Source organism: Flavobacterium sp. (genome assembly GCF_040383245.1).
Taxonomy (GTDB): domain Bacteria; phylum Bacteroidota; class Bacteroidia; order Flavobacteriales; family Flavobacteriaceae; genus Flavobacterium.
The window spans coordinates 78,234-96,102 of sequence record NZ_JBEIDX010000001.1; the positions used below are offsets into that span (position 1 = coordinate 78,234).

15 protein-coding genes and 1 tRNA gene are annotated in these 17,869 nt (G+C 33.8%); 7 read left to right on the forward strand and 9 right to left on the reverse strand.

Annotation, left to right across the window (positions count from 1 at the left end):
* Positions 1-135: 135 nt before the first annotated feature.
* Entirely contained in the window at positions 136-2,406 is a 2,271-nt protein-coding gene (locus ABWO08_RS00345) for a cation:proton antiporter (protein ID WP_353082863.1), read from the forward strand.
* Positions 2,407-2,494: 88 nt separating this feature from the next.
* Here the strand turns inward: ABWO08_RS00345 and frr are convergent, their stop codons facing one another.
* Positions 2,495-3,055 (reverse strand): ribosome recycling factor, encoded by a 561-nt coding sequence (gene frr, locus ABWO08_RS00350; RefSeq protein ID WP_353082865.1) that lies wholly within the window; start codon positions 3,053-3,055, stop codon positions 2,495-2,497.
* Between the two features lie 29 nt (positions 3,056-3,084).
* Positions 3,085-3,792, reverse strand: a complete 708-nt coding sequence (pyrH, locus tag ABWO08_RS00355; RefSeq protein ID WP_353082867.1) for a UMP kinase — start codon at positions 3,790-3,792, stop codon at positions 3,085-3,087.
* 144 nt (positions 3,793-3,936) lie between these two features.
* Here pyrH and ABWO08_RS00360 point away from each other — a divergent pair, with 144 nt between their 5' ends.
* Positions 3,937-4,557 (forward strand): thioredoxin family protein, encoded by a 621-nt coding sequence (locus ABWO08_RS00360; RefSeq protein ID WP_353082869.1) that lies wholly within the window; start codon positions 3,937-3,939, stop codon positions 4,555-4,557.
* Here ABWO08_RS00360 and truB read toward each other — a convergent pair.
* From truB to ABWO08_RS00380, 4 genes are read right to left on the reverse strand one after another with little or no spacing between them, the layout of a single operon-like run.
* Positions 4,523-5,212: a tRNA pseudouridine(55) synthase TruB gene (truB, locus tag ABWO08_RS00365; RefSeq protein WP_353082871.1), complete on the reverse strand. Its 690-nt coding sequence runs from the start codon at positions 5,210-5,212 to the stop codon at positions 4,523-4,525. The two genes, ABWO08_RS00360 and truB, sit on opposite strands and share 35 nt — an antisense overlap.
* Positions 5,212-6,009, reverse strand: coding sequence for an undecaprenyl-diphosphate phosphatase (locus ABWO08_RS00370; protein ID WP_353082873.1), 798 nt, complete (start codon positions 6,007-6,009; stop codon positions 5,212-5,214). The genes truB and ABWO08_RS00370 overlap by 1 nt, the downstream gene beginning before the upstream one ends.
* Positions 6,010-6,246, reverse strand: coding sequence for a DUF3098 domain-containing protein (locus tag ABWO08_RS00375; RefSeq protein ID WP_353082875.1), 237 nt, complete (start codon positions 6,244-6,246; stop codon positions 6,010-6,012).
* Positions 6,247-6,301: 55 nt separating this feature from the next.
* Complete coding sequence (locus ABWO08_RS00380) at positions 6,302-7,177, reverse strand: cell division protein FtsX (RefSeq protein ID WP_353082877.1); 876 nt, start codon at positions 7,175-7,177, stop codon at positions 6,302-6,304.
* 141 nt (positions 7,178-7,318) lie between these two features.
* Between ABWO08_RS00380 and leuS the strand changes: the two genes are divergently transcribed.
* Entirely contained in the window at positions 7,319-10,153 is a 2,835-nt protein-coding gene (gene leuS / locus ABWO08_RS00385) for a leucine--tRNA ligase (protein ID WP_353082879.1), read from the forward strand.
* Positions 10,154-10,159: 6 nt separating this feature from the next.
* Here leuS and ABWO08_RS00390 read toward each other — a convergent pair whose 3' ends face one another.
* From ABWO08_RS00390 to ABWO08_RS00400, 3 genes are all read right to left on the reverse strand, one after another.
* On the reverse strand, positions 10,160-10,438 hold the full coding sequence (locus ABWO08_RS00390; RefSeq protein WP_353082881.1) for a hypothetical protein: 279 nt from the start codon (positions 10,436-10,438) through the stop codon (positions 10,160-10,162).
* Between the two features lie 125 nt (positions 10,439-10,563).
* The gene (locus tag ABWO08_RS00395) at positions 10,564-11,166 is read right to left on the reverse strand and encodes a 50S ribosomal protein L25/general stress protein Ctc (protein ID WP_353082883.1); all 603 of its coding nucleotides are present in this window, start codon (positions 11,164-11,166) and stop codon (positions 10,564-10,566) included.
* 30 nt (positions 11,167-11,196) lie between these two features.
* Positions 11,197-12,138, reverse strand: coding sequence for a ribose-phosphate pyrophosphokinase (locus ABWO08_RS00400; RefSeq protein ID WP_353082885.1), 942 nt, complete (start codon positions 12,136-12,138; stop codon positions 11,197-11,199).
* A gap of 267 nt (positions 12,139-12,405) precedes the next feature.
* On the opposite strand from ABWO08_RS00400, the gene ABWO08_RS00405 reads away from it, so the two are divergent.
* From ABWO08_RS00405 to ABWO08_RS00420, 4 genes are all read left to right on the forward strand, one after another.
* A tRNA-Leu gene (locus ABWO08_RS00405) sits at positions 12,406-12,485 on the forward strand.
* Between the two features lie 91 nt (positions 12,486-12,576).
* Positions 12,577-14,004, forward strand: a complete 1,428-nt coding sequence (locus tag ABWO08_RS00410) for a glycoside hydrolase family 30 protein (RefSeq protein WP_353082887.1) — start codon at positions 12,577-12,579, stop codon at positions 14,002-14,004.
* 28 nt (positions 14,005-14,032) lie between these two features.
* Positions 14,033-16,252, forward strand: a complete 2,220-nt coding sequence (gene bglX / locus ABWO08_RS00415; RefSeq protein WP_353082889.1) for a beta-glucosidase BglX — start codon at positions 14,033-14,035, stop codon at positions 16,250-16,252.
* Positions 16,253-16,345: 93 nt separating this feature from the next.
* Positions 16,346-17,866 carry a DUF5106 domain-containing protein gene (locus ABWO08_RS00420; RefSeq protein WP_353082891.1) on the forward strand — a complete coding sequence of 507 codons (1,521 nt, stop codon included), beginning with the start codon at positions 16,346-16,348 and terminating at the stop codon, positions 17,864-17,866.
* Positions 17,867-17,869: the final 3 nt, after the last annotated feature.

Consider the following 17,869-nt stretch of genomic DNA (forward strand, 5'->3'; position numbering starts at 1 on the left):
TCAAATAGCAAAACTTTTCCCAAAATTCGAGAAATAAAAATCCTATTATTTCTCCATTAATTAAAATGAAATTTATTTTTTATTAACTTTGTTTTTATCATATTTGTATCAAGACTACACGAAAGAAATTTTCATATGAAAAACATAAAAAATGCATTGTTTTATATAGCTATAACAGGAGGCTTTACAGCACTTATGTTTTGGATAGTTTCTAAAGGGAAGTTTTTGGAAGTAGGAAGAAATATTGTAGAAAAGTCGTCAAATGATACTTTATTCATGCAATTTTACAAGTCTCTGGTTCATAATTTAGAGCATCCATTAGCTATATTATTACTTCAAATTATTACCATTATTATTGTAGCTCGTTTTTTTGGATGGATTTTCAGAAAAATTGGTCAACCCTCAGTAATTGGGGAAATTATAGCAGGTATTTTTCTAGGTCCATCTTTGGTTGGCATGTATTTCCCAGAATATTCAGCGCTGCTTTTTCCCGCTGATTCTCTTGGAAATTTGCAATTTTTAAGTCAGATAGGTTTGATTCTTTTCATGTTTGTAGTTGGAATGGAATTGGATTTAAAAGTATTAAAAAACAGAGCCAATGAAGCAATCGTAATTAGTCATGCAAGTATTGTAATCCCTTTTACATTAGGCATTGGATTGGCTTATTTTATATATTATCGATTTGCTCCAGATGGGGTACCCTTTCTATCTTTTGCATTATTTATGGGAATTGCAATGAGCATTACTGCATTTCCAGTTTTGGCTAGAATTGTTCAAGAGAGAGGTATTCATAAAACAAAACTAGGAGCAATTGTCATCACCTGTGCAGCTGCAGATGATATTACGGCTTGGTGTATTCTTGCTGCGGTTATAGCAATTGTAAAAGCAGGAACTTTTGCTAGCTCTATGTATATTATTTCGTTGGCAATACTTTATGTTTTACTGATGTTGTTCGTAGTGAAACCTTTCCTTAAAAAAATTGGAGATTTATTTGCAACTAGAGAAAATTTAAGCAAACCGGTCGTTGCCATTTTTATTGTTACCTTAATAATTTCTTCCTATATCACTGAAATTATTGGCATTCATGCTTTGTTTGGCGCTTTCATGACCGGAGCAATTATGCCCGACATCACCAATATTAGAAAAATTATTATCGAAAAAGTTGAGGATGTATCATTAATATTATTATTGCCTTTGTTCTTTGTTTTCACTGGATTGCGAACTCAAATAGGATTAATTAATGATTCTTATTTATGGCAGATTACCGGATTAATCATCTTAGTTGCCGTTGTAGGAAAGTTTTTTGGAAGTGCACTGGCTGCAAGATTTGTTGGGCAAAACTGGCGTGATAGTTTAACCATTGGCGCCTTGATGAATACACGCGGGTTGATGGAATTGATTGTATTAAATATCGGATTGGATTTAGAAGTATTAACCCCCGAAGTATTTACAATGATGGTTATCATGGCATTAGTCACTACTTTTATGACAGGACCAGTTATTGATTTAATTGATTTTATATTTAATAAAAAAGTAGCAGTAATTCCAAATTCTATTCTTGATTCTAATAAATTCAAAATATTGATTTCTTTTGGTACTAATGAAAAAGGAAAGTCATTATTAAGACTCGCAAATAGTTTTGTAAAAAAACAAAAAGAGAATACCAATGTTACCGTTTTACATTTGTCTTTAAGTGATGAGGTGCATTCCTATAATTTAAAAGATTATGAAAAAGAAACTTTTGAACCAATTTTGGATGAAGCTTCGGTTTTAAAACAAGAAGTAACCCCTATTTTTAAATCTACTTTGGATATAGAAAGTGATATTGCCGAAATAGCTACTCGAGGAGAATTTGACTTAATTTTAGTAGGTTTAGGGAAATCAATTTTTGAAGGTTCCCTGTTAGGAAAAGTTTTAGGATTTACCACGAGAATTATAAATCCAGAGCGATTGCTAGACAAGTTTACAGGGAAAGAAGGGTTGTTTGAAAATTCTCCTTTTGATGATAAAACAAGGTTATTGATTTCTAAAAGCAAGATGCCTATTGGAATTTTGGTTGACAAAGATCTAACAGAAATTAATGAAATTTTTGTGCCTATATTTGGAATGGAAGATGCATTCTTAATTGATTATGCTCAAAAACTAATTTACAATAACGATTCAAAAGTGACGGTTTTAGAAATTAACGATCAAGTGAAAAACAATTTCATAATTGAAAATGCCATTAATTCTTTAGATAAATCATATCCGAATTCAATTTCTATAATTTCTGAGTCAGAGATGAAAGCAGGCTTTTTAGCAAAACAAGATTTGATGATAATATCTTTAGAAAGTTGGAAAAAATTAGTAGATGCACAAAGCATATGGTTAAGCACTGTTCCTTCGGTATTGATTATCAAACCATAATGAATCATACAAAATAGTAAGAAAAATAGATTATAAAAAAATCCGCACTATAATTAGTGCGGATTTTTTTTATCGTATTGAAGTAGAATTAAACCTTCATAATTTCAGCTTCTTTATGAGCCAAATGTTCTTCAATTTTTTTGATAAAACTATCTGTTAATTTTTGAATATCATCTTCTGCTTTTTTGCACAAATCTTCTGAAGTACCGTCTTTCTCTAATTTTTTAATATCCGAATTAGCATCTTTTCTATGGTTTCTAACTCCAATTTTTGCTTCTTCTGCTTCTTGTTTGGCTTGTTTTACCAAGTCTCTTCGGCGTTCTTCAGTTAATGGCGGCACAGTAATAATTACAATATCTCCATTATTCATAGGATTAAAACCTAAATTAGCAATCATGATTGCTTTTTCAATAGGCTGTAACATGCTTTTTTCATAGGGTTGAATTGTAATAGTTCTAGCATCGGGCACATTAACATTTGCTACTTGTGAAAGCGGAGTTTGAGAACCATAATAATCAACAAACACACTTCCTAACATTTGAGGCGATGCTTTTCCTGCTCTAATATTTAAAAATGATTTTTCTAAATGGTCAACAGAGCCAGTCATAGCTTCTTTAGTACTATCAATTATAAATTCAATTTCTTCCATTTTATTTAGATTTTTTGACTACTAATCTATTATATATTTACAACGGTACCAATATTTTTGCCTTCGCAAATTTTTAAAAGGTTTCCTTTTTGATTCATATCAAAAACCACAATAGGTAATTTATTTTCTTGGCTTAAAGTAAATGCAGTTGTATCCATTACATTAAGTCCTTTTTTAATTACATCTTCAAAGGAGATGTAGTCAAATTTTACTGCTGATTTATCTTTCTCTGGATCAGAAGTGTATATCCCGTCAACACGAGTTCCCTTTAAGATTACATCTGCGTGAATTTCTACTCCTCTTAAAACAGCTGCAGTATCGGTAGTAAAATAAGGATTACCTGTTCCTGCACCAAAAATAACAACACGCCCTTTTTCTAAGTGTCGCACCGCTCTTCTTTTTATATAAGGTTCTGCAATTGCTTCAATTTTTAAAGCAGTTTGTAATCGGGTTAAAATTCCTTTGTCTTCAAGAGCTCCTTGTAACGCCATTCCATTAATAACAGTAGCAAGCATTCCCATGTAATCTCCTTGAACTCGATCCATTCCATTACTAGCGCCTGAAACACCCCTAAAAATATTTCCTCCTCCAATTACAATAGCAATTTCAATTCCTTTATCGTGAATTTGCTTAATTTCATCTGCATATTCTGAAAGAATTTTAGGATCAATACCGTATTGTCTTTCCCCCATTAATGCTTCGCCACTTAATTTTAGAAGAATTCTTTTATATTTCATTATTGAAAGGTGTTGAATGAGTTATTTGAATGCAAATATAAACATTTACTTTTTTTATTTCGATGCTAATTTTAAAGTTATGAAACATTTCTTACAGTTTTATTTTTTTTGGAATTGTATATTTGCCCTATTAAATTTTAAAGCATGAATTCAATTATTACCAATAGTATTTCTAAAAGTTGTTCCTATAATGAGTATAGAAGCTTAATATCTACTTATGCCCAAGAAGGAAAAACTACCGGATTGATTTCTTCTCCCGATTATATTAATTACACTAAATTAAATGAGTCGCGCATGCACCGATTGGATAAAACGATCGAAGTGACGCAAGAAACAAAAGCACTATTAGAAAATTTATCAAAAGAATATATTTGGTTAGTAATTTCAGAAACTTGGTGTGGCGATGCTGCGCAAGTGATTCCTGTAATTAACAAAATGGCGGAGGTAGCTTCTAAAATTGACTTGCGAATTGTGCTTCGTGATGAAAATGAAGATTTGATGAATCTCTTTTTAACCAATGGTACCAAGTCGATTCCGAAATTAATTATTATCGAAAAAGAAACAGGCGAAGTTGTTGGTGATTTTGGGCCAAGACCTACACAAGCAAAACAATTAATAATTGATTATAAAGCGGCTCATGGAGTGGTTGATGAAACTGCAAAAATTGAACTGCAAAAATGGTATTTAGCCGATAAAGGGGTTTCAATTCAAAACGAAATTTGCGCTTTAATTAAAACAACTGCTTCTCAAAATCTTCCGGAGTAACTCCATTGGCTACTGAATAAGCGCCAATTTTTGTTCGTCGTAATTCAGATAAATGAGCACCCGAATTTAATGCGATTCCAAAATCAAAAGCGAGTGAACGAATGTAAGTTCCTTTGCTGCATTGCACTCGAAAAGAAATTTCCGATAAATTTATTTTGGTGATTTCAAATTCGTAAATGGTCGTTTTTCGTGCTGCAATTTCCACTTCTTCTCCAGCGCGTGCATGCTCATAAAGCCGTTTCCCCTCTTTTTTAATTGCTGAAAAAACTGGAGGCTTTTGATCTATTTCTCCCAAAAATTGTTTGGTTGTTTCAATAATCAATGTTTCAGTGATGTGTTCAGTAGGGAAAGTAGCATTCACTTCGGTTTCTAAATCATATGATGGAGTAGTAGCTCCAACGGTTATAGTTCCGGTATATTCTTTAGTTTGAGCCTGAATTTCGGTAATTTTTTTGGTGAATTTACCGGTACAAATAATTAGTAACCCAGTTGCTAATGGATCTAAAGTGCCGGCATGACCAATTTTAAACTTCTTTGGAAGATCGTATTTTCGTTTTAAAATGTATTTCAATTTATTTACCGCCTGAAACGAACTCCAAGTAAGCGGTTTGTCAATTAAAATAACCTGACCTTCTAAATATTCTTCTGCCGACATTAAATTACTTCTAGTTTATGGATGCAAAAATGAATTAGTAATAAGGCAACACCCACAGCTATTCTATAATAACCAAATACTTTAAATCCGTTTTTGCTTAAGAAGCCGATAAAGCTTTTTATAGCAATAAGTGCTACAACAAATCCAACAACATTTCCAATAATTAGAAAATTGATTTGATCTTGAGTTAAGACATAGCCGTCTTTATAATAATCATAGCATTTTTTTAGGGTTGCGCCTAACATGGTAGGCACCGCCAAAAAGAAAGAAAATTCAGCTGCAGTAGTTCTTGATAATTTTTGTGTCATTCCACCTACAATACTGGCGCCACTTCTAGAAACTCCGGGCACCATCGCTAAGCATTGAAACAATCCTATTTTTAAAGCGGTTACATAACTTATTTCTTGATTGTTAGCAACTTCGGTTTCTTTAGAAAACCAATCATCTACTTTTAATAAAATAATTCCTCCAACAAGCAAAGAGACAGCAACTGTTACTGGATTTTCTAACAAGGCATCAATTTTTTTACCGAATAACAATCCAAATATAACAGCAGGAATAAAGGCAACAAATAATTTTAAGTAAAAATCAAAACTTTGAAAAAAGCGTTTAAAGTATAACACCACCACCGATAGTATGGTTCCGAGTTGAATTACAATCGTGAAAAGTTTAGTAAATTCATCTTGGCTAATGCCAAAAAAGGAACTGGCAATAATCATATGTCCTGTAGAAGAAACAGGTAAAAACTCGGTGATACCTTCTATTATTGCCAATATAATGGCTTGTAAATAATCCATTTATTTTGATTTTTTGAAGATAGAATAAATAGTAATTCCAAATCCAATTAACACCATAGTTGGCGCTAATCTAATTCTTCTAAAACTAAATACATCTTCATTAAATACTTTTGGATCATCACTACCACCCCCCGACATTAAAATAAAGCCTACTGCAATTACTGCAATTCCGATAAGTAATATTTTATAATTTACATTTTCAAAAAGAAAATCGGGTTTTTGTTCGTTATTTTTCATGAGTATTTCATTGCGAGGAACGAAGCAATCTCCTCCTCATTATTAAAGTTTTGATCTAGTATAAATCGTCAGTTCTTAAATTTAGGAACCGTTGCGTTGCAAAGTAGGTTCCCGCCAATGTGATTACAACACCCAATACTAATACTCCAAACAATACTAAAATGGTAAGTAATTGGTCTCTAAAAATATCTAAAGCGGGATAATTAGTAGCAATATATATTAATACACAAATTAGCGCTATAATTGCTAACCCTGATCCAATTGTTCCTAAAATCACACTTCGAGTTAAAAATGGTTTTCTAATAAATGCTTTGGTTGCCCCAACCATTTGCATAGTTTTTATGATAAATCGGTTGGCATATATTGATAAACGAAGCGAACTATTAATTAATAAAATTGAAATTAAAGTAAAAATTCCGCTAATGATTAATACCCACAAACTAATTTTTTTAACATTATCATTCACCAAAATTATTAATTGTTTATCGTAAACTACATCTGCAACCATTGGATTTTTTCTAATTTCACTTTCTAAACTTGAAAAACCTGCAGTGGTAACATAATCGGCTTTAAGGTGAATATCATAAGAATTGTATAACGGATTGGCGCCCAAAAATTCGGTGAAATTTTCACCAAGCGTTTTTTCGTGCTCCTTAGCCGCTTGTTCTTTAGAAACAAAAGTAAAATCTTTTGCATATTTTCCGCTTTTCATTTCGGTTTCAAATGCTTTAAAAATGGTATCAGTAGCTTCCGTTTTAAAGAAAACTGACATTACAATATCTTCTTTAAAATTGTCAGAAAGTCTTTTCGAATTAATGATAAAAAGTCCCAATAAACCTAGCAAAAATAATACTAAGAATACACTTAAAACTACTGAAAAATAAGATGAGATTAATCTGCGTTTTTGAAATTTATCAAATGAAGATGCCATATAGATTTGATTTTAAGTTGTAAAAATAATAAACAATTTCTTTATTCATAGTTTATAACGATTAAAGTTTTGACTTTAGTACAATAAATGTAAATTTGTGGCTTAAATTTTGGTCATAACCAAAAACTGTAAACGCATAGAATGAAATATTTCCACGAAAAAATAGAGGCCAAATGGCGCAAGTATTGGGCAGAAAAACAAACTTTTGCTGCATCCAATAATTCAGATAAACCAAAGTACTATGTGCTCGATATGTTTCCTTATCCATCGGGAGCGGGATTGCATGTTGGGCATCCGCTAGGTTATATTGCCTCCGATATTGTGGCACGATACAAACGCCATCAAGGATTTAATGTTTTGCATCCGCAAGGTTATGATTCATTTGGATTGCCTGCAGAACAATATGCGATACAAACAGGTCAACACCCTGATACTACTACCAAAGAAAATATTACTCGCTACCGCGAACAATTAGATAAAATTGGATTTTCATTTGATTGGAGTCGTGAAGTGCGTACTTCAAACGCCGATTATTACAAACATACCCAATGGATTTTTATTCAATTATTTGAATCTTGGTATAACAACAATTCTAATAAAGCAGAGGCTATTTCTACCCTGATTTCAATTTTTGAAAAAGAAGGAAACGCTACAGTAAATGCTGTTTGTGATGACCATATTATTCCTTTTTCTGCTGCAGAATGGAATGCTTTTACAGCTGAAGAACAACAAAGAATTCTATTGCAATACCGTCTAACTTATTTGGCAGAAACCGAAGTGAATTGGTGCCCGGCATTGGGAACCGTTTTGGCCAACGATGAAATTGTAAACGGAGTTTCTGAACGCGGAGGGCACCCTGTTATTCGTAAAAAAATGACCCAATGGTCGATGCGAATTTCGGCTTATGCTGAGCGCTTATTGCAAGGATTGAATGAAATTGATTGGAGTGAATCTATAAAAGAATCGCAACGAAACTGGATTGGGAAAAGCGTTGGAGCTATGGTTCAATTCAAACTTGTTGATTCGGATAACTATATTGAAGTTTTTACTACCCGTCCCGATACTATTTTTGGAGTGACTTTTATGACTTTGGCTCCAGAACACGAATTGGTTTCTAAAATCACTTCTCCAACTCAAAAAGCAGCTGTTGAAGCTTATGTTGAAGCTACTGCTAAACGCTCGGAAAGAGAAAGAATGGCCGATGTAAAAACCATTTCGGGTGTTTTTACTGGGGCTTATGCCGAACATCCTTTTACAAAAGAACCAATTCCGGTTTGGATTGGAGATTATGTATTGGCAGGATACGGAACCGGAGCGGTAATGGCGGTACCTTGTGGCGATGAGAGAGATTATGCATTCGCTAATTTCTTTAAAGGCCAAAACGGAATGCCAGAAATCAAGAACATATTCAATAAAGATATTTCGGAAGCTGCTTATGGCGAGAAAGCTGGATTTGAATTGGTGAATTCTGATTTCCTTAACGGATTAGGATACAAAGAAGGAACAAAAAAAATCATCGAAGCGCTTGAAAAAATAAACCAAGGAAAAGGGAAAACCAATTACCGTTTGCGTGATGCTGTTTTTTCTCGTCAAAGATATTGGGGAGAACCATTTCCGGTGTATTATGTAAATGGCTTACCGCAAATGATTGATCAAAAGCACTTGCCAATCGTATTGCCAGAGGTTGAAAAATACTTGCCAACCGAAGATGGTCAGCCGCCTTTAGGCAATGCCACTACTTGGGCTTGGGACAGCGTAAATGGAAAAGTAGTTAGTAATTCCTTAATCGATCATCAATCGATTTTTCCATTAGAATTGAACACAATGCCCGGTTGGGCAGGTTCTTCTTGGTATTGGATGCGTTATATGGATGCACAAAATGCTTCTGAATTTGCTTCAGCCGATGCTTTAAAATATTGGGAAAACGTAGATTTATACATTGGCGGAAGCGAACATGCAACCGGACATTTATTGTATTCTCGTTTTTGGAATAAATTCCTAAAAGATCGGGGATATGCTCCAACAGAAGAGCCATTCAAAAAATTAATCAATCAAGGAATGATCCTTGGGATGAGTGCTTTTGTATATCGAAGCGAAGATTCTAAAAAATTATATTCCAAAGGATTAATCGCCGGTGTTAATGTGCATCCAATACATGTTGATTTGGCTGTTATTAATGACATTACCAATGAATTGGATATTGAAGCCTTCAAAAAACATCCTTTATATTCGGATTATAAGGATGCTGAATTCGTATTAGAAAACGGAAAATACATTGTAGGTCGTGAAGTAGAAAAGATGTCAAAATCCAAATATAATGTGGTTAACCCAGATGATATTTGCAACGATTATGGCGCGGATACTTTGCGTTTGTATGAAATGTTCTTAGGACCATTAGAGCAAGCAAAACCATGGAATACTGCCGGAATTACAGGTGTTTCGGGATTCTTAAAAAAACTATGGCGTTTGTATTTTGACGATAACGGATTGCAAGTTTCTGATGAAGAACCAACAGCAGAAATGTACAAAACATTACATAAAACCATTAAAAAGGTAACAGAAGATATTGAGAATTTCTCTTTCAACACTTCGGTTTCTCAGTTTATGATTTGTGTAAATGAGTTGGCGACACTTAAGTGTAACCATAGAGCAATTTTAGAACCTTTAGCGGTATTAATTTCGCCGTATGCGCCACATATTGCAGAAGAACTTTGGAGTCAGTTGGGTCACAAAGGTTCTATTTCAAAGGTTGCTTTTCCGGTTTGTGAAGAGAAGTATTTGGTTGAATCAGAAAAAGAATATCCAGTTTCCTTTAACGGTAAAATGCGTTTTACCATTAAATTGCCTTTAGATTTAACCGTTCCGCAAATACAAGAAATTGTAATGGCCGACGAAAGAACTATTAAGCAATTAGACGGAAGAACACCAAATAAAGTAATTATTGTTCCGGGGAAAGTGATCAACTTGGTTGGGTAGTATTAATTATTTGGCGAAAGCCGATAAAATTACTGCAATAGAGAGCCAAACTACGCCGTGAATTAATAAGCATTTGGTATAACTTTGATTGCCATACAATTGCTTAATTAAATGCGCCATAAAATAAATTATACTTATCGGAATAAATAGGTAGAGCATTAGCACCCCACCATTTGGGGTGTTTCCGTGGCTTGGAAATAGTTCGTAGCCAATTCCGGCAATTAGTATATAAATAGTGTAAAAAGCGATTAGTATATTTTCTTTCGATAATTCAGGTAACTTCATATGTTCTTTTCAGTTTAAAAAATCAAAAATAACACTATTAATTAATTAAATAGTGGTTTGTTAAAAATTGTATTGCATAAAAAAAGCACCAGATAACTGGTGCTTTTTGCTTTGATAAAAAGAAATTATTTTTTCTTTTTTGCTCCTTTTTCTGCTTTGGCAGCTTCTTGAGCAGCTTTCATTGCAGCACGTGAGATCTTCACTTGACAAACCACAGTATTATCTGGATGCATCAATTTGAAATTGTTTGTAGCGATTTTAGTTACATACAATTTGTTACCCATTTGTAACTCAGAAATGTTAGCCTCAACAAAATCAGGAAGATTTTTAGGTAAAGCTTTCACTTTTAATCTTCTTTGGTTAAGGTTTAACACCCCTCCTAAAAGTACACCTGGAGATGTTCCTGTAACTTTAACTGGCACTTCCATAATGATCTCTTTGTCGTCATTTAATTGGAAGAAGTCAATGTGAAGGATTTCATCACTAATTGGGTGAAATTGGATGTCTTGTAAAATAGCATTGTAAGTTTTTCCAGCCAAATCAATCGCAACAGTGTGCGCGTTTGGAGTGTAAACCAAGCTTTTGAAAGCTTTTGTTTCTGCTGTAAAATGCACTGGTTGACTTCCTCCGTAAATTACGCAAGGAACCATTCCAGCATCACGTACGGCTTTAGTTGCCTTTTTGCCTACGTTTTCTCTTTCTGATCCTTTAATCGAAATTGATTTCATTGTAAAAATATATAGTTAATAAAAAATAAATTACATTAAAAATTTTCCACTGATGGAATTGTTGTGTTGCACCATGTGCATAACTTCTGCAAAAAGAGGTGCACAACTCACTACTCTTATTTTTTTTGATTCTTTCTTTAACGGAATAGAATCGGTAACAATTAATTCTAATAATTTAGAATTCTCAATTTTTTCGTAAGCATCTCCTGATAAAATTGCGTGAGTACAAATAGCTCTTACGCTTAGTGCTCCTTTTTCTATCATTAGATCGGCAGCTTTTGCCAATGTACCTCCGGTGTCAATCATGTCATCTACCAGAATTACATTTCTACCTTTAACTTCTCCTATCAGCTCCATTGTATCAATTACATTGGCCACTTTTCTTTGTTTGTAACAAATTACCACATCCGATTCTAAAAATTTAGAATACGCATAAGCTCTTTTAGAGCCTCCCATGTCTGGAGATGCGATTGTCAAATTCTCTAGACCCAAGCTTTTTACATAAGGCAAGAATATAGTGGAAGCAAATAAGTGGTCTACTGGTTTTTCAAAAAACCCTTGAATTTGATCTGCATGTAAATCCATGGTCATAATTCGTGTAGCCCCAGCTGTTTCTAATAGTTTTGCTACTAGTTTTGCTCCAATTGGCACTCTTGGCTTGTCTTTTCGGTCTTGTCTAGCCCATCCAAAATAAGGAATTACGGGAGTAATGTGTCTGGCAGAAGCTCTTTTTGCAGCATCAATCATTAACAATAGCTCCATTAAATTGTCTGCACTAGGAAAAGTAGAGCAAACAATAAAAACGCGTAAACCTCTTATAGATTCTTCAAAGGAAGGTTGAAATTCCCCGTCACTATAATGTGAGAACGTAACTTTACCTAACGGAATTCCATAGTTTTTAGCTATTTGTTCCGCTAAATGGACACTTTGGGAACAAGCAAATATTTTTGCTTCTGGTTCTTGATGTGACATTAGTTTGTTGTTTTTAGCCTTTGATATTTATAAAAAACGAGCAAATTGCATGTTAGATATAAATGCCTCGGGGGTAGTTAGTTAGTTGTGATTCGTTTTTACGAGCTGCAAATTTAGAAATAAAAACCGATTTGAGAAGGATATTTTTAACTATTTTTATAAAAAAGTGCAGAAATATTATTTACATTTGCACCGTGTTAAAGGAAAAAACATTTTATAATGTTTCTTTATTGCGTTAAAATAACTGTTGTTATTTTTGTCTGCTAAGCCCGGATGGCGGAATTGGTAGACGCGCTGGTCTCAAACACCTGTGGGAAACCGTGCCGGTTCGACTCCGGCTCCGGGTACAAATAACCTCTAAAGCAATTTAGAGGTTATTTTTTTTGCTAATAATTTTTCCTAACTTTCAACCTTATTAAAAGCAATTATTCTCTACTCATGAATAAATTTCTGTTATTTTCATTTTCAATTTTATCTGCGGTATCTTTTTCACAGATAAAAAATAAATCAATTGAAGTGTATACTTCTGCTGATAGCACTTCGTATCGATTGTCTAAAACAAATTCCGATTTGAAGTTTGTAGCGATGAAACAACCTCTTGAAACCCAAGTTTGCATTTTTGTAAATCCCGATAAAAAATTCCAAACTTTTATGGGAATTGGTGGTGCAATAACCGATGCCAGTGCTGAGGTATTTGCAAAATTAACTCTCGAAAAACAAACCGAATTTATTAACGCTTATTACAGCAAGGATAAAGGAATTGGCTATTCGCTTATAAGAACCAACATGTCTAGCTGTGATTTTAGCTCGGATATGTATGATTATGTAAAAGAAGGAGATAAAAGTTTGAATTCCTTTTCAATAGATCACGATAAAAAATTCAAAATTCCATTAATTCAAAAAGCCATGCAATCCATTGGGAAAGACGCAAGTTTTTATATTAGTCCGTGGTCGCCACCTGCTTTTATGAAAGACAACAACAGCAAACTTCAAGGTGGAAAACTGCTGCCTGAATTTCAACAATCTTGGGCGAATTATTATGTGAAATATATAAATGCGTTACAAAAAGAAGGAATTCCGGTATGGGGATTAACCATTCAAAATGAGCCCATGGCAAAGCAACGCTGGGAATCTTGTATTTTTTCTGCAGAAGAAGAAAGAGATTTTCTAAAAAAATATTTGGGCCCAACTTTGGCGAAAGCCGGACTTGGATCAAAAAAAATTGTTATTTGGGACCACAACCGCGATTTAATTTCACAGCGCGTGAGCACTATTTTATCTGATGAAGCCGCAAATAAATATGTTTGGGGAATTGGATTTCACTGGTATGAAAACTGGAGTGGCGGTGAAATGATGTTTGACAATATTGGTAAAGTAAATGAAATGTATCCCAACAAAAACTTATTATTTACTGAAGGTTGCGTGGAACGATTTAATGCCAATAACTACCAATTATGGAAAAATGGGGAACGTTATGGGAAATCGATGATAAACGATTTTAATAATGGAACAGTAGGTTGGACCGATTGGAATGTGCTTTTAGATCAAAACGGCGGACCTAATCATGTTGGGAATTTTTGTTTTGCACCAATTCATGGCAATGTGGAAACAGGCGAATTAATTTACACGCCGTCCTATTATTTCATTGGCCATTTTTCAAAATTTATTTCTAAAGGAGCTAAAAGAATAAGCAGCATTGCCAGCAGAAGTCAATTGTTAACGACTTCTTTTCAAAATCCAAATGGGAAAATTGTTACTGTGGTAATGAATCAAAGTAATGCTAAAATTACGTATAACTTGTGCATTGGAACTTCGGCTTCAGAAGTTACTATTTTGCCACATGCCATTCAAACTTTAGTTTATTAAATCGAATCGATTTATTTATTTTTACAAAATGAAATACATCCTCAAAACCATATTATTACTTACTTTTTCTATTTCCTTTTCTCAAAGCAAATCTATTGATTTACGAGTGGAAGAGTTATTGAAAAAAATGACTTTAGAAGAAAAAATAGGGCAATTAAATCAATACACCGACGATTGGAATATTACTGGACCATTAATTGTAAATCCAAATAAAGAAACCGATGTTAAAGCGGGAATGCTTGGCTCGATGCTTAATGTAAATGGGGTTGAACGAACTCGGAAATACCAAGAATTAGCGATGCAATCGCGGTTAAAAATTCCGTTATTGTTTGGTTTTGATGTCATTCACGGATACAAAACTACCTTTCCAATTCCATTAGCAGAAGCCGCTTCTTGGGATTTATCGGCTATGGAACTTTCGGCACGAATTGCTGCTACGGAGGCCGCGGCAAGTGGAATTCATTGGACTTTTGCGCCCATGGTAGATATAGCGCGCGATCCGCGCTGGGGCCGCGTTATGGAAGGAGCAGGGGAGGACACTTATTTAGGAACTAAAATTGCTTATGCTCGAGTTAAAGGATTTCAAGGAAAATTAGGAAATTTGAATTCGGTTATGGCTTGCGCCAAACATTTCGCTGCCTATGGCGCAGCGGTAGGAGGAAGGGAATATAATTCGGTTGACTTGAGTGATCGAATGCTTTGGGAAGTGTATTTGCCTCCGTTTAAAGCCGCTGTGGATGCTGGTGCTGCTACTTTTATGAATGCTTTTAATGACATTAACGGAATTCCATCCACAGGTAATAAATACATTCAAAGAGATATTTTAAAAGGCAAATGGAATTATAAAGGATTTGTAGTTTCCGATTGGGGATCTATTGGTGAAATGTATACGCATGGCTATTCCAAAGACGGAATCGAAGCTGCTTTTTCTGCCATCACCGCCGGTTCAGACATGGATATGGAAAGCAATACTTATCGCAATACTTTGGCACAATTAGTAAACAAAAAAAGAATTTCAGTTGCATTAATTGACGATGCGGTAAAGCGAATTCTTAGAAAGAAATTTGAATTAGGGTTGTTTGAAGATCCGTTTCGATTTTGTAATTCAGAGCGACAAAAGATGGCATTAAATAATTCTGAACATACCAAAGCGGCAAGAGAAGTTGCTGCTAAATGTGTGGTTTTACTTAAAAACGAAAAAAATATTTTACCCCTTTCTAAAGAAACTAAAACAATTGCCGTAATTGGGCCAATGGTTAAGCCAAAAAGAATCAACCATGGTTTTTGGGCAGTTAATTTAAAGGATGTTGATTCTACTTACATTGTCTCGCAATGGGAAGGTTTGGAAAATAAAGTTGGGAAAAACACTAAGTTGCTTTACGCAAAAGGATGTGATATTGAAGGCGATAATAAAGCAGGCTTTCAAGAGGCAATTGATGTGGCCAATCAATCGGATGTGGTGCTATTGAGTATTGGAGAACGGTACAATATGAGTGGCGAAGCCAAGAGCAGAAGTAACATTCATTTGCCTGGAATTCAAGAAGAATTAATTAAAGAATTACAAAAAACGGGGAAACCTATTGTGGTACTAATTAATGCGGGTCGCCCATTAGTTTTTAATTGGACTGCAGACAATATGCCAACGATAGTATATACATGGTGGTTGGGGTCGGAGGCAGGAAATGCCATTGCCGACGTGCTATTTGGTGATTATAATCCAAGTGCAAAATTACCCATGACTTTCCCAAGAGCAGAAGGTCAAATTCCAATTTATTACAATCATTTCAATACAGGAAGACCTTCAATTAATGAAGAAAAGTTGTATAAATCAAGTTATATAGATTTGCCAAATACGCCTAAATTTCCATTCGGGTTCGGGTTGAGCTACACGACTTTCAATTACTCTAATTTGAAATTATCGAAAACCAAAATGAAATCTAACGAAAAAATTGAGGTTTCATTGGATGTCACAAATACCGGAAAATATGAAGGTGAAGAAATCGTTCAGTTGTATCTTCAAGATAAATTTGCTTCTTTGATTCGGCCAATTAAAGAACTAAAGGATTTTCAAAAAATCAAATTAGCGGTAGGAGAAACCAAAACGATTACTTTTGTAATTGACAATGAAAAGCTATCTTTTTACAATGAAAAACTTGAATTTAAATCGGAGGCAGGAGACTTTGATTTGATGATTGGCGCTTCCTCGGAAGATATTCGATTAAAAAGTAGCTTTGAATTGCTGCCGTAAATTATTTTAAGAATCTTTTATAAAAATCAAATTTTTAATTGCATTATATTTGAACCAAAATTAGTTTAACTTATAATTTTGAATAATCAGTTTATGAAAAGAATTATTGTAGCTTTTATTTGTTATTTTATTTCCAATTTTGCTAATGCTCAATCAGGGTATGACATTACAATTAATCTAAAAAATTGCAAGGATTCAATTGCCTATCTAACTTACTATCAATTTGATAAAACCTATTTAAAAGACACTTGTAATACGGTTAAAAATGGCAAAATTATATTTAATGGTAAAACCAAATTAGAAAAAGGGATTTACTCTTTAGTGAGCCAACAAAAATCAATCGTTTTTGATTTTTTTGTTGATGATCAAAATCAAAAATTAGAATTTAAAAATGATAGTGAGAGCACAACTATTGAAGGATTGGAAGCCTTAAATTCGCCAATTCAAAACAACTTCATTAACTATTTGAAGTTTGTAAATAAACAAAACGCAGATTTTATAGCTTACAAAAACAGTCTTAACATTAAAACCAAAAAAGACACCCTAACACTTCAAGAAAAGCAAAAAGAATTTGACCAAAAAATCATCGATTATGAGCATGATTTTTATGATAAACATAAATCGACTTTTATTGGTGATGTGATGAATTTAAAAATGGAAAAAGTCCTGAAAGATATTCCAAAAGCTTCCAACGGTAGGCCAGACAGTTTGTATGTTTATAAATATTATAAAAAACACTATTGGGACAATGTTGATTTTAAGGATGATGGTATTGTTCGTAATCCATTTTTTCACAACAAACTAAAAAGATATTTTGAATCGGTTATTGTTTCCCATCCCGATTCTGCGATTGTTGAAGTGGATCGAATTATAGAAAAAACGAAACCAGGAAGTATGCTTTATAAATTAGTACTTTCTAACATGCTTTATACTTTTGAAACCTCAAACAGAATGGGATTTGACAAAGTTTTCGTTCATTTATCAGACCGTTATTTTAAAACCGGTAAAGCGGTTGGAATTTACGATGATGAATCGGTTGTTGCCAAAATTATTAAAAGAGCCGATTTGCTAAAACCGTTGTTAATTGATGCCGTTGCTCCAGATCTATCGATGATTAAAGCCGAAGATTTTCCAACTGTGAAAGCAATGGGTTTCGAAGCGGCCAAAAATAGTGAAGAAGCTACCAAGGTCTATATGGCAAATATTGACAAACTAAATAAACTCTATTACCGACTTCATTCAGTTGCTGCCGATTATATTATTTTAGTTTTTTGGGATGTTGATTGTGGGCATTGCCAAAAGGAAATTCCAAAATTAATTGAGGTCTATAACGAACTTAAAAAGGAGAAAAAAAATGTAAAAGTTTACAGCGTTTACACTTTACATGAAGGAGAAAAATATTTAAAATACATTGCAGAGAAAGGCCTTACCGATTGGATAAATGTATATGACGGCGCTCATCTTAATAATGTAGTTAATAAGTACGATGTTTATTCTACTCCTGTGATTTATTTATTAGACAAAAACAAAAAAATCAAGGCCAAAAGAATCGGTGTGGAACAAATAAAAACAGTGATTCAAGGAATGGAAAAAGAATACCAGTTAAAGAAATAATAC